At 56.6% G+C, this 14923-nt stretch carries 12 protein-coding genes; 7 read left to right on the top strand and 5 right to left on the bottom strand.

What is annotated here, in order from left to right; translation table 11 throughout:
- Positions 1 to 737 precede the first annotated feature (737 nt).
- Entirely contained in the window at positions 738 to 1334 is a 597-nt protein-coding gene (locus FO013_RS16965; protein ID WP_092107734.1) for a TetR/AcrR family transcriptional regulator, read from the bottom strand.
- Between the two features lie 346 nt (positions 1335 to 1680).
- On the opposite strand from FO013_RS16965, the gene FO013_RS16960 reads away from it, so the two are divergent.
- From FO013_RS16960 to FO013_RS16935, 6 genes are all read left to right on the top strand, one after another.
- Complete coding sequence (locus tag FO013_RS16960; RefSeq protein WP_143923746.1) at positions 1681 to 2466, top strand: LamB/YcsF family protein; 786 nt, start codon at positions 1681 to 1683, stop codon at positions 2464 to 2466.
- Positions 2463 to 3200 (top strand): 5-oxoprolinase subunit B family protein, encoded by a 738-nt coding sequence (locus FO013_RS16955; protein ID WP_092107738.1) that lies wholly within the window; start codon positions 2463 to 2465, stop codon positions 3198 to 3200. Before FO013_RS16960 ends, FO013_RS16955 begins: the two co-directional genes overlap by 4 nt.
- Entirely contained in the window at positions 3197 to 4192 is a 996-nt protein-coding gene (locus FO013_RS16950) for a 5-oxoprolinase subunit C family protein (RefSeq protein ID WP_143923745.1), read from the top strand. Before FO013_RS16955 ends, FO013_RS16950 begins: the two co-directional genes overlap by 4 nt.
- A gap of 26 nt (positions 4193 to 4218) precedes the next feature.
- Positions 4219 to 5526: an MFS transporter gene (locus FO013_RS16945; RefSeq protein WP_143923744.1), complete on the top strand. Its 1308-nt coding sequence runs from the start codon at positions 4219 to 4221 to the stop codon at positions 5524 to 5526.
- A 46-nt stretch (positions 5527 to 5572) separates the two neighbouring features.
- Positions 5573 to 6754, top strand: coding sequence for a pyridoxal phosphate-dependent aminotransferase (locus tag FO013_RS16940; protein ID WP_143923743.1), 1182 nt, complete (start codon positions 5573 to 5575; stop codon positions 6752 to 6754).
- Positions 6755 to 6828: 74 nt separating this feature from the next.
- On the top strand, positions 6829 to 7479 hold the full coding sequence (locus FO013_RS16935) for a 4-carboxy-4-hydroxy-2-oxoadipate aldolase/oxaloacetate decarboxylase (RefSeq protein WP_092107746.1): 651 nt from the start codon (positions 6829 to 6831) through the stop codon (positions 7477 to 7479).
- Positions 7480 to 7931: 452 nt separating this feature from the next.
- On the opposite strand, the gene FO013_RS16930 is transcribed toward FO013_RS16935, so the two are convergent.
- From FO013_RS16930 to FO013_RS16920, 3 genes are read right to left on the bottom strand one after another with little or no spacing between them, the layout of a single operon-like run.
- Positions 7932 to 9074, bottom strand: coding sequence for a class II histone deacetylase (locus FO013_RS16930; RefSeq protein ID WP_143923742.1), 1143 nt, complete (start codon positions 9072 to 9074; stop codon positions 7932 to 7934).
- Positions 9071 to 10561 carry a sodium:solute symporter family protein gene (locus FO013_RS16925; RefSeq protein WP_143923741.1) on the bottom strand — a complete coding sequence of 497 codons (1491 nt, stop codon included), beginning with the start codon at positions 10559 to 10561 and terminating at the stop codon, positions 9071 to 9073. The genes FO013_RS16930 and FO013_RS16925 overlap by 4 nt, the downstream gene beginning before the upstream one ends.
- A 2-nt stretch (positions 10562 to 10563) precedes the next feature.
- A complete protein-coding gene (locus FO013_RS16920) occupies positions 10564 to 10764 on the bottom strand; it encodes a hypothetical protein (RefSeq protein WP_092107752.1) in 201 nt (66 codons plus the stop codon).
- A gap of 170 nt (positions 10765 to 10934) precedes the next feature.
- Here FO013_RS16920 and FO013_RS16915 point away from each other — a divergent pair, with 170 nt between their 5' ends.
- A complete protein-coding gene (locus tag FO013_RS16915; protein WP_186293176.1) occupies positions 10935 to 11930 on the top strand; it encodes a LacI family DNA-binding transcriptional regulator in 996 nt (331 codons plus the stop codon).
- Positions 11931 to 12413: 483 nt separating this feature from the next.
- Here FO013_RS16915 and FO013_RS16910 read toward each other — a convergent pair whose 3' ends face one another.
- Positions 12414 to 13931 carry a DUF2971 domain-containing protein gene (locus FO013_RS16910; protein ID WP_143923739.1) on the bottom strand — a complete coding sequence of 506 codons (1518 nt, stop codon included), beginning with the start codon at positions 13929 to 13931 and terminating at the stop codon, positions 12414 to 12416.
- Between the last annotated feature and the right edge of the window lie 992 nt (positions 13932 to 14923).

Genomic DNA, 14923 nt, shown 5'->3' with positions numbered 1-14923 from the left:
TTCGTTTCCGATGGGTGGTGAGGCCATGCTCGTTGAATTCCGAGGCCGGGGTAATACTTGTTTTGAAGCTCGGGCAGAATCGCGCGGAGGCACTCCGCGTCGTAGTCGTAGCTGCGGCTACGGCTCCGACAATTCGGCGGCCCGGAGTCAAGTCGTCAAGACAGTCTTGTCAAGCTCCGTGCCGGCATCCTTGAGTGCCGCCAGTGCATAATCGCCGGTCGAAGCCCCTGCATGCAGGTGGACGCATGCACCCTAAGTGCCGCAACGATGGAACGCTAGGAAGTCGGACACGAGCTTGCCGGAGGATCGCATGGTGGCGGACGTCGCGCCGATCGTGCGAAGGTACGCGGTAGCAGGCTGCGCTATCTCGTCCGCATGCTTCGCAAGGTTCTCTTCGTCGGCGATGCGAGCTAGGGCAAGTCTCCTTTATTCGAGGCTGTAGGGCTGGCACTGTGGATGGGTGACTACGCACGACCGCCATCAAGTCTTCATGGACGAGCAGTGGGAGAAAGTCGAACCGTTGTTCGTCGGTGAAGACGTGGCGTCGTTGGTCTGTAGTCACTCATTCAGCGTGTCAGTTCAGAACTCTTGAATAAGGGAGACATGCCCTAGTTTGGGTGCCTGTTTCCCGCGCTCATAGCCCCATACTTTCGTGGAAAGTTGCTGGGTATGCTCCTGGCTGCAGAATCCGACCTGTGCGACCAGAGATAAACCTGCCCCGCGAAGTTCCGATGGACTTAGCCCGTTGAGCTATCGTCCTGCCAACCTTGCAACGCAGACACATAAGCACCTTGGAGCAAGGTCAGAACCGATGGCATTGGCAGACCTTGCTTGTTGAGATCCAGAAGCTCTCGTGGGTCGAACATCATGTTAAATAGGAAGAGGGCATTCTCCAAGTGCTCGTCGCGTATGCAGTGTGCCTTCATCACACGTCGAAGTGGTCGCTCCCAAGCTTCTCGGACCACTTGCATGGTCTCATCCCCCGAGCGCAAACGCTCTAAGAACCCGCGTCGAGAGCGCAGCTGCACAAGGCCCGGACCATAGATTTCCACGACCCTGCCCCACTCGCCGAGAACGTCGTTGAAGAGCGCGGTGCCGGGTGTGTTGCAGTCGTGCGAAAAATCGCGTACTTGGGAGACGACTTCGGTGAGGTATCTTCCGAGAAGAGCCTCTGTCGAAGGATAGTAGCGATAAACGGTCGGTGCAGAAAGCCCAGCACGCTCAGCGACGGCGGGAATAGTAACGCCTTCGGGGTCGACCCTCATGATCTCCCCAGCAGCCTGCAGAATCGCGCGGTTATTTCTGACGACGTCCTTGCGTTGGACTTGCAGCATTCACGCCCCCTCTGTTTCTTTTCATGGTACCCATTCGCCGCCATTTTCGCATGAAACACAAAAGTGCTCCTAGTTTTTCGCAAGCCCTGTCGACTCTGATCTGCCTTGGGATGTGGTCCGTCGCCCGACCAGCACAAAGAAGACGGGCAATTCAATCCAGCGACTGTGACGATTTGAGTCATTGCTGAGCTGGACGGTACTTCGCTCGTATGGAGATAAAGTGCGACTGGTGTTGCATTTTATTGCTGGTGTGACTAGCGTATTGGAAAAGCGACACGTGACGCGCATCACTCCCTTCGCCGTGAGCCAACGAACGCGAGGGAGCGCTATTCGAAGGGTGAGCCCAATGACGAGAACAATTGACCTAGTAGCCGACGTCGGAGAGGCATTTGGTCCCTATAGCCTTGGCGATGACGAACACCTGCTCGATCTCCTCACCTCAGCGAACGTGGCCTGCGGGTTCCACGCTGGTGATCCGCAAATCATGACTAAGACCGTGGCAGCCTGCCGAACACGAGGGGTGGCGGTGGGTGCACATCCAGGGTTCAACGACCTCCGCGGATTCGGACGGAGAGCAATCGCGATGTCAACAGATGAGGTCCGCACAGACGTTCTCTATCAACTTGGCGCGTTGCAGGGAATCGCTCAAGCTCAAGCTGTGGAACTCTCCCACGTCACCCCACATGGGAGCCTCGGAAATCTGTCTGTGACCGATGAAGGTTATGCACGCGGAGTAGCGGAAGCTGTCGCAGCGTTCGATCCAAATCTACCGATTGTCACTCAAGAGGGTCAGCTTTCGAAGCTCGCTCGCTCGGAGGGACTTCGAGTCGCAATCACTGCGATGGCCGTCCGCTCGTACAACCCGGACGGCTCACTGGTCTCACGAAAAATAAAGGGAGCTGTCATTCACGACGAAGACGTTGTCGTTGAGCGGGCAGTACGTATGGTCACGGATGGAACCGTGGTCGCTCACGACGGTTCTCTGATGGAGATCGACGTCGACACGGTCCTCCTTCACGGCGACAACGCCGAAGCTGTCGAAGCTGCAGGCCGAATTCGCGATGCTCTGTCTGCGGCAGGTGTCGGGTTCGCGTCACTGGCGACAGTCCTCTCGGAAAAGAACAGCGTATGAAGGAAATAGTTCTTTCAGATCCCTCCGGCTCGGCAGCACGCACGGTGCACGTGCGACCGTTCGGTGACTCAGCGTTGCTCGTCCACCCCAGCGACGATGACAAGGAATCACGATGGCGGATGGCCCACGCTCTCGCAGCATCGCTTCGAAAGGCGAATCTCGTCGGCGTAGAAGGCATCACGCCGACATTTGAATCTTTGACCATCGAATATGATCCGTTGCGATTAGATGTCTTCTCTCTCTGCGAAAGCCTCACTGAGGCTCTCTCAACCGCAGGCAACATTGCGATCGAAGAGCGTCTTGTCGAGATACCTCTCGTCTACGGAGGCGACTTTGGCCCCGACCTGACTTCGGTTGCTGGCCACCTCGGAATCAGCGAAAACGACGTAATCGAGAAGCACTGCGCGACCATGTGGCGACTGGCTTTCAATGGTGCCCCTGCTGGTGCTCCAATGCACGAAGGTGACGCCTTCGGCACGCCGATTCCGCGAATGAGCCACCCTCGGGTCAAAATTCCCGCTGGGTCCGTCGCGGTGTCGGGACACCAGGGCACTATCTACACGATTCCTGCCCCTGGAGGATGGCGGCTCATCGGAACTACGCCATTGCGGATGAACAATCCTTCAGGACAACCATTCGTCGCTTTGACCCCTGGCGACACACTCCGATTCGTTCCTATCTCTGTCGATGAGTTCCACCGAACCGAACCCGTCTTCATCGGAGAGCTGTTATGACTTCCGTAGAGATCAACATCCGCGAAGCGGGAGTATCGGTTGTGACTGATCTAGGACGGTACGGCTTCACCGATCAGGGCCTCCAGGTCAACGGGGCTGCAGATCAGTTCTCGGCAATGGCTGCCAATATTCTTGTCGGCAATGGTGAAGGTTCTCCGGTGATCGAACTTACTTCGATCCTTCCATTCGAAATGTGCACACCGGAACCAGTGTTGTTTTCCATTACCGGTTCGACCGGAGACATCACCATTGATGGAATCAATTTCACCTCACGTACACCGATCGTGACATGGCCAGATGCCTGCATACGCATAGAGCCGGCCCAAGCGGGACTGCGCGGCTATATCGCCATTCACGGCCGTATTGAGGGCGATGAGTACATGGGCTCGTGTGCCTATGACTCGCTCATTAACCGAGGCTGCAAGCTTGCCGACGACCAAAGGCTCCGAGTCGACGGCCACTGTGTCCAAGCGCCTCCGCATATGACTCCCTGTTTTCCCATCAGAGCACCACGCGAGCTCTACTCTCGTCATACTCCGCTAGGCATCATGCCTGGCCCGGAACTGCACGAGTACCCCGGCTTCTTCGACAATATTTCGAGCCAAATGCGCACAGTGGGCGCGCAGAGCGACCATGCTGGCATACGACTGGAAGGCACGGATGCTCCACGCAGTCGCACTTCGGAAATCCTCTCCCGTGGAGTGCCGGTCGGCGCAATCGAGGTACCGCCGGCAGGAGGAATGATCGCACTTCTCCGAGGGAGACCCCTCACCGCCGGCTATCCGGTGCCAGCAGTCGTTGCCCGCGGTTGGCACTCACAACTAGCTCAGATACGGCCCGGGGACACTGTATCCCTCATTCCCACTACGCCCGCTCAATCAATATGCGTCGCACAGAGGCGAAGGGATGAGCTCGACATACTCCGTAAGAAATGTTCGACGGCGTTCGCCGCTTCTCGACTTTTCAGCCCACGCACCACGTCCATGATCTAAACCTTCAACTCCACACAGGAGAGAACATGTCCACAACAACATCATCAAAACCAGAAGAGCTCTCGCCCAAACAACTACGGCGTGCAGTTTTGGGTGGAAGTGCCGGAGTCTTCGTCGAATTCTTCGACTACGGCATCTACGGCTTCCTCGCCGGAACCATCGCTATTGTCTTCTTCCCTCCTGAATCGCCGACTGCCGGACTGATCATGACGTGGGGGATCTTTGCACTGACCTTCCTGGTTCGCCCCTTGGGCGGTATGGTGATCGGCGCATTCGCCGATCGAGTCGGCCGTCGTTCTGCTCTTGTTCTCTCGCTCATGTTGATGACCGGCTCTACGGTGGCGATCGGGCTCTTGCCCGGGTACGCAACCGTCGGGCTATTGGCTCCAGCCCTGCTTCTTGTCTGCCGTTTGGTCCAGGGATTCTCTGCCGGTGGAGAGGTCGCTAGTGCCTTTTCGTTCGTCGCCGAGAATTCGCCCGACCACCGTCGTGGCTTCCTGACGTCACTGCCGCAGTTCGGTTCCTATTTGGCTATGCTTTGCGGAACCAGTCTGGGAGTAGGGATGGCAGCCTTTCTGCCTGAAGACTCGCTACAGGAGTGGGCATGGAGAATTCCGTTCCTTCTCGCTGGTCCGATTGGGCTCATCGGCTTCTGGATTCGCCGAACTTTGCACGACACCGTGATCTTCCGACAGGCGAAACAAGAGGGGGATACCGTCTCCAATCCGCTATCCGAGAGTCTAAAGGACAAAGAGACCCTGCGCCGTGTGTTCTTTGCCATCACCTTGGCTCTGCTCAACAGCTCGGGTTACTACGTTCTGTTCAACTACATGCCGTCGTATCTCAGTCGGGAACTGAACTTCAGCACCGGCGACGGGCTCGGAGTTACGGCTCTTGCCGTGCTGGTGATGCTGGCAGGTATCCCCACGATGGGAGCGCTCTCAGACCGAATCGGCCGGCGAAAAGTTCTGATCGGGTCGGCCGTCGCCTCTGCCGTGCTTGCCATCCCCAGTTACTGGCTGCTGGCGCAGGGCAGCTTCTGGCTGGCCGTTATCGGTGCGTTGGTCATGGCCGCTGCCTTCTGCGGACACTCCGCCACCATAAATCTCACCCTCGCTGAACTGTTCCCCACCCGAGTGCGAGGCACAGCATATTCCCTGGGATACAACATCTCCACGGCGCTCTTCGGTGGAGCGGGACCGCTGGTCATGACCAGCTTGATCGCCGCTACCGGTGTGACCTCGATCCCGGCCTACTACGTGGTGCTCACAGCACTTGGCACTGGTCTCACCGCGTTCTTCATCGCCGAAACCGCCCGCAAGCCTCTCGCATAGAAGTGCGTTCCTCGAATTCGATTCCAGTAAAGGTGTAAGGAGCAACATGGAACAGCCAGCATTTACGATTCCGGTCACTCCTCCTGGGTCCTCTGCTCTCACGGAGAGAATCACGCAGGTCTCACGTCGCCCGAGCAATCTCGGTCAACTAATGCCCGGAGTAGTTTCTCTTGCGATGGGGGAGCCCAACGCGGACACGGCTCCAGAAATCGTCGCGAGCGCAGTGGCTTCCTTGGAATCTGGGCGAACTCACTATGCCCCGCTCAGCGGACTTCCCGATCTGAAAGTCGCCCTAGCCGAACGAATATCTGCGACAACAGGTCGGAACACATCTGCCGACGAAGTGATACTCACTCACGGTGCCAGTGCGGCTTTGGCCGCGGTCACCTTGGCATTGGTCGAGTCAGGGGACAAAGTCGTCGTTCCCGAACCAACCTATTCGCTCTACGCTGACCAACTGGCGATGGTAGGTGCTGAGATAGTGAACGTCCCTGCCCTCGAGGATGGATCGAACGATCTCGCGAGCATCGGCGAAGCTCTCAGAGGTGCACGCATGCTCATCCTGTGCAATCCATCGAACCCGACAGGGGCGGTCATGGATGGCGAGGACATGGCACACCTCGAAACCCTTCTCACCGACAACCCTGAAACTGTGTTAGTTGCCGACGAAGCATACAGCGGCCTGGTCTTCGATGATGAGGAATTCGTCTCTGCATTGTCACTGACCTCGCTGCGTGGTCGGACGATCATAATCGGCACATTCTCGAAGACGTACGCCATGACCGGATGGCGACTCGGTTATTCCGTAGCTCCCGTGAACATTGCGAAGCGGATCGACCTCGTGCACCGAACGATCAACGGTGCACTTAACACCTTTGTTCAAGACGCCGCGATCACAGCGCTGGAGACTCCTCAACATGTGCTCAGCAAGATGCGCGACGACTACCAACGGCGTAGGGACCTGGTCATCGATGCACTGTCGTCCATGCCGAAAGTGTCAGTCAATGCGCCCCGGGGGGCATTCTATGCATTTCCGAAGATTCACAGCTCACTGACCTCGGAACAGTTGGTCGAGGAGTTCGCGAAAGGCGGAGTACTGGTGCGCGCCGGTTCCGAGTACGGAGCCTCAGGCGAAGGGCATGTGCGCATCTCTTTTGCCGCTGACGAGGCAAGTATAGAAGAAGGACTGCGTCGCTTCGGCCAGGTGCTTGAGGGCTTGTCCGCCTGACCGTTGCACCGGAATTAAGAATAGACGCTTCGGCAATCACGAAAACCAGTAGTACACAACGGGAGGACATAGCAATGGCACTCGAAGAGAAGGTTTTCGCCCGATTGGGAGAACTGGGCGCGGCGACAGTTTATGAAGCACACGGGCAGAAAGGGGCCATCGATCCGGCGATCAAACCACTTGATCCAACCTCAGTGCTCGCCGGTCGAGCTGTCACCGTCAAGCTCGATCCGGCCGATAACTGGTTTATCCACGTGGGACTCATGCACGCAGGTCCCGGTGATGTCCTCGTTGTTGACATCGGAGGCTACACGGACGCTGGCCCTTGGGGAGACGTATTGACATTGGCTGCACAGGAAAGAGGGGTTGCTGGCCTCGTCATCGATGGGGCGGTTCGTGATAGCCGCGACATTGTCGAGTCCGGGTTCCCTGTCTTTACCCGCGGAGTGTGCATTCGTCGCACCACGAAACGGCAGATAGGAGCGATCAACGTCCCGGTCACGATCGGCGGCATCGAGGTCGTGCCAAAAGACATCATCGTTGGAGATGCTGATGGGCTGGTCAGAGTACCGGGGGTGGAAGGGCAGGCGGCGCTGAAGTCCGCTGAAGCCAGAGAAGCGAAGGAGATAGGACAACGGGAGCAATTGCGCCAGGGTGCTTCTACGCTTGATCTCCTTGGCCTTTCTTGGCCAGAGTCTATTGCGAGACTTGGCTCTGAAACATGAGTACAAAAATTCTCCGGAAATGATGTCGCCACCCGACTAGTGCCCGGATATTCGAGACGGAACCCCGGTCCCGCCTCAACTATCCAAACATGGATCTCAATCACAGACTGACCAATCGACGCGCTCAAACGTGTACTCGCCCCCGGTCTCCGTCTGTGCTGGGTCCGGCGTAGTGCCGATCGCGCGGCTGTTCATTCTGGACTGAGTGCCGATGTTGCTCATGCTCCTGGAGATTCACATAGGGATGTTCGTCTTGGCGTCAGGGGGCCGGAAACATTCTGTCGGGCCCTGCGTAGATTTTCCGACACAGGTCTAGCCTACGGGGGCTTCGTAGTCCTGCGACCTAGCCGGCATCTTCTCGCAGGAATGACTTCATCGCTCATTATTCGGACGACCGAGAGTGGCCCGTTTTCGACAGGAACAAACGGTGCTTTTGACTGCTGAGATGACAATCACTGCATTGTGCCGACTGCCTTTCGGACGACTTCATATCCGCGATCAATGGCCTCGCGCTGATCACGCGTGACCTCGTGTACGGGGTACTCGTCGAATGCCCAAACGAACGGGTCGGGAGTGAGCTCGTCGATGCCAGCAAGAGTTTCGACCACCGAAAGCCCGCAAAATGGAACATAGGCAGGGGAGTACCCGCCCTCATGCGAGAAAACAAGCCTTCCATCGCACAGTGAGTCTGCCGCGGACATCAGGACCTTTGTCATCTGCGCATAGCCCGCGGCTGTGACGCACATACGACCCAATGGATCTGCCATCGATGCGTCGAAGCCGCAACTGACGATGATCACTTCGGGGCGAAACGCTTCGAGAGCAGGAACGACGTTCTCGGAAACGGTGGCGACGTACGCTCCATTGCCGCACCCTGCCGGAAGCGGAAGATTGATGTTGGTCCGATTGCTGTCTTCTCCACCGGTTTCGTCGAACATGCCGGAGTCAAGCGGGAACAAACGGTCTTGGTGGACGGAGATCGTCAGCACCTCGGGATCGTTCCAGTAGATCTTCTGTGCTCCGTTTCCGTGGTGGACATCGATGTCGACGATGGCTATTCGGTGCGCCTTTTCCTGACGTCTTGCTTCGTTGATCGCAATGCTGACGTTCGAGAATATGCAGAACCCGCGACCCTGTTGAGGTTCCGCGTGGTGGCCTGGTGGACGCACCAGTGCGTAGGAGTTGTCGACGGTGTCGTCGAGCACGTTGAGCAGCGCCGATGTCGTTGCGCCAGCGGCCATCTGCGCGATTTCGTAGCTGCCGGGGCCAAAGGGCGAAGTGCCATCGCCGGCGTCACCGCCTCTGGAACTGCTCTGTTTGATGATCCGGTCGACGTAATCGTTCGTGTGCACCGAAAGGATTTGTTCTTTTGTGGCAGGGGCGAATTCCAGGTCGGTCAGGCTTTTTCGCAGGCCGCTGACTTCGATGAGACTCGCCATTCGTGTCTTGGACGCCGAGCTTTCAAAGTGCTCGAGAGGTTGGAGCAAACCGCCTGCAGGGAGGAAGCCGACGTGGGTAGAAGTGTCGTGCCATCCGAATCGTTCGTGCCAGATGTAACCGGTGTTGCGTGAATTTGTGCGTTCTGCGTTGGTCATGATGCTTGTTTCTCGTCCTTCTGCTTCTGGTTGAGTTCGGCAAAGAGGTTGTCGACTCGGGTCTGTTCTTTTGCGCTATTGGGCAGGAGCAGGCTGACGGCCACCATAACGGCAGTGTTGATGATCAGCCCCGCTATGCCTGAGGTCATTCCGCCCAGCCATGGCACTGAAATCGGGTAGAAAATCTGCACGATCGCGGCGGTACCGAAACCGAGAATCATTCCTAGAATGGCGCTGAGCGCAGTCGTTCGTCGCCAAAAGATGCCGAGGAACAGCGTCGGTGCGAGTTGGCAGATTCCTTGATATGAGACTTGTGCCCACAGCACGAGACCTGACGTAGTCGTAGCCGTTGCCAGCGCTCCGAGAGACGAAATGATCGTGACAGCTGCGACAGAAATCTTGCCGATTCGTGCGTTCTGAATCTCTTGCTTCTTCATCGGCCCGATGATGTCATTGGCGGTCATGGCTCCGATTGCCTGGAGGTTCGCGCCGACGTTGCCCATGGAGCCGCACAGTACGCAGATGCCGGCCAGGCCGAGGAGCAATGGGCCTCCGAATGAGGCCAGGACGAACCACACAGTGTCCGGTGCCGCGGCGACCTCTGGCACTGATGATGCCAGTAGTGCCAGCACGTTGAGTGCGGTGGCGAAGACGAGCAGGATCGGGACTGCTTGGACGGAGGTGCGACGGATGGTGCTGACACCATTCTGTGTGAAGAGGCGGACGAAGATGTCCGGCCAGCACCAGCCGCCCAATGCGCCGGTGAGGACCAGCGAAAACAGATAGAGAGGACCAAGCTCGCTTCCTGGCCCGGGCAGGATGAGGAGCGCCGGGTCGACTTGGTCGAATCCATGGTTGTTGGCGATGAGCCAGACAATAAGCCCGAAGATGACGAGGAATCCGATCAAGTAGGCAGCGATTCCTTGGATCAGATCCGAAATCATCACTCCTCGCATACCGAATTTCACGGTCCAGATTTGTCGGATCGTCAGGACGACGACGCCGAGGACGACAGCAAAGACGGGTCCGATGGCCCCGTCGGATGAGAAACTGAAGATGAGCGCCAGTGACTGCATTCCCAGAACGACCCATGGGATCGATGCGATGACCCCGATGATCGCTGCGATGACGCGGACTGTTGTCGAGCCGTAGCGGAGACCGAGTAAGTCAGCCTGGGTGCGGAGATCGTACCGTGTGCCCCAGAGGTAGGCTGGCTTGGCCAACAGGAACATGATGATGGCAGCGAAGACGCTGTACTGGACGAGATAGAACCCAGTCACTCCACTGCCGGCGGTAAGTCCTGCGAACGAAATGAAGACGGTACCTGGCAGCCAGGTGTTGATGAACGCAGCTGTCCCGTAGACGGAGTTGAACGACCGGCCTCCGGTCGCGTAGTCGGAAAAGGAAGCGTCCTTGGCAGTGGAGCGTTCCATGACGATGATGACGAAGATGAAGAAGGCAGCGATCATGCCGAATGTGATCCACATGCTCAATCGCCTCCCTCGGCAGTGAGCGTAATCTTGTTGAGTGCGAGAATCATTGCCGCGACGAGTGTGGAACTGCCGACGATGTAGGCCAATGACCACCAGCCTTGGCCGAAGATCCAGTGCAGGGGAGGGAATAGTATGAGGACGGCGGCAATCGCAATGATTGCTCTGACTGTTCGAGTGGTACCTGTCTTCTTTGACATGAACAACAACCTTCAAAACGTTGGATTGCGTCATGCCGGAACGTTCCGGCATTGAAAGAGTGTAGCCATATACGTTGGTTCCGTGTCAAGGGGTCGGGCCTCCGTAATCGACTAAATGGGCAATGAACCCTCGACCCGGTCCCTTTCATTCGGGCTGGTACTGTTCCCGTATGAAACGACCGTCGCCCACGCTGCATGATCTCGCTGCTCACGTCGGATTGTCCGTGACAACGGTGTCCGATGCGTTGCGACGTCGGGGGAGAGTTGCCGAGGCTACGCGTGCCAAGGTTCTCGAGGGTGCAGCCGAGTTGGGTTACTCGCCGAACCGACCTGCGCAGTCGCTTCGCAGCGGGTCGAGCCTCAACGTCGGAATCTACATTCCCAGGCGGGTGCTCGGGATGGAGTTCTACATGGCGTTTGCGATGTCGGTCGCGGACGAGTTGGGACAATACGGTTATGACCTGACGATCATTTCCGACGCTAAAGATCCGCGTCGGTGGACGCAGTTCGCTGCAGTGATTGTTGTCGATGCGTGTCTGAGCGATGGCCCTCTTCGCGAGAATCTCGATAATGGATCAACAGTATTTACGGCCGGCCGAATTGAGGGGCTGCCGACCAGTCGATTGGCCGGCCTGATCGAGATCGACTATTGGAAGATGCTGACGGAGGCACTCGATGGACTGGAACAGCAGCGTGCAGTGACATCACCGTTCCTCATTGCATTCGAACCTCTGGACAAGTATTCGTGGTCTCAGATGCTCATCAGCTCATTCGTCAATTGGTGCACCGTGAGAGGGTTGGAGCCAGACGTGCTCACTGTCTCTCCTGACCCGAATTCATGGTCATTCTCTGAAGACTTCTCACGACGAATCATCGATCGAAAGTCGTACGATCTGATTGTTCACGGAGGAACACTGTTGTCGATGGCGGCACGCTCCCAGAAGCTATACACCGAACTCATTGACCTGGAATCAGCTCGTACAGCCGTACTGACAACGAATGAAATTGAAACCAGACTCATAGACTGCGACGTGGCACTAAACATCCGTGCGAAAGAATTTGGGGCGGCCATCGCCCGTTTGTGTCTCGACCGAGTGCTTAAAGGTGAGAGCGAATTCACTCACGAATGGTTTGTACCCGAGATTTTCATATCCGAACGTAGTTGACAATGTCTGACCAGCTTGATTTTTTATTGATGTTTCAACGCATCGACACCGTGATGCTTCCAAGTCGTTTTTACCTCATTCTCTGATTGCTTATGGCCACCTCTTTTTGTCCAACATGCCAATCGTGTCAATGAGCTCGGCGCGAGCATCGAGCCATCCGACAACGTCTCGGTCTCCCGACCAAGCCTCGGCTGCGCGTCGAAGCGTAACGGCGGCCACGCCTGCATTACTGCGCTAGTGTTCGCGGTCGAGGTTCGCGTTGAGGATGTGAGAATTACGCTGATTGCTACCGTGCGGACTTCGGGCTCTCGGAGCTGACCATGACTCTGCGGGACTATGCCAACCGCAGGCGCTTTTCGGGACCAGTTCGCCTTCTAGCTCGCGGAGCATTTTTTAGCATTGCGATCGCATAACCGGATTGGTGAAGATGCCGCCCGTCTTGGCAACCCTGTCAATCTCAAATTGTTCCTCTGTGGATACCATCTAGCCCTTGAATGGTTGTTGAGATTGCTCTACGTTGTTGGCTGCACGGTCGTACCCCCGCTGCTTCAGTAGCCCCTCCAATGTTCGAACGATGCTCATATCGGGTACTGGAGAACAGCGGATCCCCTTCAGCGGCAGGAGTTCGTTCTCCTCCGCAGAAGTTCTGATGTGCAACACCGGCACGATGGATCTGCGCCCATGTTCGTAATACACGGGATCGAAAGTTGTGAAGTTCGTGGTTATCCACCGAACTTCCTTCTCATCACGGAAGGCAACATCTTTCATGACTGATGCCAGAATCACGACCTGCTTCCGCAGCTCCGCTATCAATGCCGGCCAACTCTTTTTGGAAGTGCGGCGAATGTCCTCCACCGCGTTCTGTATGAACGAACGCGCAAGGTTTAGTTTCTCGGCGTCCTTGTAACTGACGCGGTACCAGCCGCTAATCAGAGGTACGTCGCTGCGGATGCTCTCGGCGTTTTCGGCTTCGTCCACAGCGATTCCGTCTGCAGACAATTCGATACCGGCATCAATACCTAAGGCGAATCCGTCACCATCGGCATAGTTTCTCCACAGCGTCAGGCTGTCCCTTTCCGTGGAAGCAGAAATAATGTAGACCTCGTTAATGATGTTCTGGATATAGTCCTTGTTCAGAACATTGGACAGAACGGATTGCCAATCAGCCTGTTTGTGGTCGTGGGATTCAGCTTCCCTCGCCCGTTCTTCGAAGACTCCTAGGATGATTTCAAAACCGTGTTTCAATTCGGAAGAGTCGTTGAGATTCTCGGGACTGGAGGCCCACAGTTCGCCGTTTCCCAGAATAGAGAGCAAGGCACGCCCGTTAGTGTAGTGCCAGACCGGATGATTCCACCGGTAACGAAGCTTGTCATCGTTGGAGAGGAAACTCTGGGTCCGAGTGGCAAACCCTGCCGTTAGTGCGGCACGGGCAACTTTTTGTATCTCGTCCTGCAGGACCTTGAGGCCTTCCATATCAACGGGGAGTTGGTTGTGCGCCATGGCATTGCGGAATGCGTTCATGGTCTCGGGGTTGATGGCTACCTCAGGCGGATTCACTGCAGCAATTGCAGACTGGAGTGTTCCGAAATCCCATTGGGGGACGAAAGTCTTTGAAAAGTTATTCGTAGTGTCCGAGATGTCGCTGCGAATAGCCGTTTTTAACAAACCTCTAGTTGCAGAAGTCTGGAGCCATGGTTTCGAAAACAAGCTCTGAATTTGCGACAGGGTTTGTGCTCTGAAATCTTCTTGGATTCTTCCTACGGAATCAAACTCGTCGTCGGTGTAATCCTCGCTTCGGCCGTCCCTTATCGCCTTCTGGATATTCTCATATCTTTCAATGGACATCCCTTCTGACTTCGCCGCTGCCCCGATCTTCTTCCGTGCTTCTGCTCGGACCTCGTCTACGTGGAAACCCTTTGGCCCGGCTCCCACTTTTGATGCCTCTTTGCCGTCCGCGGCATGACTCTCTTCGTAGTGGTCGGGGTGGTCCTCTTCGCTCATGGAATTACCTTAGCTTCTCGTACATGCATGCCTAGGGTTCCAGTCGGAGGATCTTGTGGACTGGAACGCGACTACTTCAGGAGGGCGCATGGGGTATCGATGCGGGGATGTTTCCCCGCTCCCTGTATTACTGCTTCTCGGGATGATTGCACGGGAGACTTTGCTTCGTTTCCAATTCGTCCATAAGTGCATCTATGGAAGCGGCGATTTTGGCTCCGGCCTCGAAGGCCTCCAGTGGGATCGGGCGCACGACGACAACGGCTCTAGATGCTCGGACTCCGCACCGGCAGTCGACCGGGCCTCACCGCTGGGCCTAGGTTCGGGGTGGGTCGGGCATCCGGCTCCAGCCGCCCTCTCGTTGCATCGTCTCTCACTCTCCTCGCGCGCACATCGGCGCTATGGCCTATTCTTCCATTGGCCAATATTCGTCGAACTGTGCGATATCCGGTCCTGATATATAGGCCTCGGCCACCACGGCCTGAGTAGCCCTTCACTTAGATCAGTACCGTCTACTTTGACATAGGCCCTGTGCTATCGGGCATTTGCGACAGTGAGGCGGAGCCAAATTGGGGGTGCGGACACATCCCACTCCCAAGTGCACCACCGGAGAAAAATGAGGACCGGTCCTGGACCTACCGAAGTAGGCGGAACCGGTCGTGATGGGTCAATACTATCCCGCGCAGGGAATCTTTACGGGTGGCGCTCCGCGAAGACCTCAATACAGAAAATGTAGTCCCGCGCGACCCTGTGAGGCGCGACCACTGGCTACGCGGGACTATCGGTGAGTCGCGTAGAACTCTTGCGTGCAATATACGAGCCGTATACAGTAAGCAATGACAATGTGATTGAGATCGCACAAAATCTCAAAATGAAGGCGCTCCGAGCAACCAGGGACAGCGGGAAGCAACAACGAAGTTTTCCTGCAAGCGACGGACGCCCAGAGGAGAGAATCATGTCGACTACAAACACGCCCAGTCTCGAACATGAAACTG

The organism is Brevibacterium aurantiacum (assembly GCF_007558825.1).
In the GTDB taxonomy this organism is placed as follows: domain Bacteria; phylum Actinomycetota; class Actinomycetes; order Actinomycetales; family Brevibacteriaceae; genus Brevibacterium; species Brevibacterium aurantiacum_A.
The sequence above is the reverse complement of the archived record's forward strand: the minus strand, read 5'-3'. Positions and strand labels throughout refer to the sequence as shown.

What these genes read in the sequence shown, in the direction of transcription:
- FO013_RS16950 (WP_143923745.1), top strand. Translation starts at nt 3,197, where the DNA reads ATGACTTCCGTAGAGATCAACATCCGCGAAGCGGGAGTATCGGTTGTG.
- FO013_RS16915 (WP_186293176.1), top strand. Translation starts at nt 10,935, where the DNA reads ATGAAACGACCGTCGCCCACGCTGCATGATCTCGCTGCTCACGTCGGA.
- FO013_RS16935 (WP_092107746.1), top strand. Translation starts at nt 6,829, where the DNA reads ATGGCACTCGAAGAGAAGGTTTTCGCCCGATTGGGAGAACTGGGCGCG.
- FO013_RS16920 (WP_092107752.1), bottom strand. Translation starts at nt 10,764, where the DNA reads ATGTCAAAGAAGACAGGTACCACTCGAACAGTCAGAGCAATCATTGCG.
- FO013_RS16955 (WP_092107738.1), top strand. Translation starts at nt 2,463, where the DNA reads ATGAAGGAAATAGTTCTTTCAGATCCCTCCGGCTCGGCAGCACGCACG.
- FO013_RS16945 (WP_143923744.1), top strand. Translation starts at nt 4,219, where the DNA reads ATGTCCACAACAACATCATCAAAACCAGAAGAGCTCTCGCCCAAACAA.
- FO013_RS16940 (WP_143923743.1), top strand. Translation starts at nt 5,573, where the DNA reads ATGGAACAGCCAGCATTTACGATTCCGGTCACTCCTCCTGGGTCCTCT.
- FO013_RS16965 (WP_092107734.1), bottom strand. Translation starts at nt 1,334, where the DNA reads ATGCTGCAAGTCCAACGCAAGGACGTCGTCAGAAATAACCGCGCGATT.
- FO013_RS16930 (WP_143923742.1), bottom strand. Translation starts at nt 9,074, where the DNA reads ATGACCAACGCAGAACGCACAAATTCACGCAACACCGGTTACATCTGG.
- FO013_RS16960 (WP_143923746.1), top strand. Translation starts at nt 1,681, where the DNA reads ATGACGAGAACAATTGACCTAGTAGCCGACGTCGGAGAGGCATTTGGT.
- FO013_RS16925 (WP_143923741.1), bottom strand. Translation starts at nt 10,561, where the DNA reads ATGTGGATCACATTCGGCATGATCGCTGCCTTCTTCATCTTCGTCATC.
- FO013_RS16910 (WP_143923739.1), bottom strand. Translation starts at nt 13,931, where the DNA reads ATGAGCGAAGAGGACCACCCCGACCACTACGAAGAGAGTCATGCCGCG.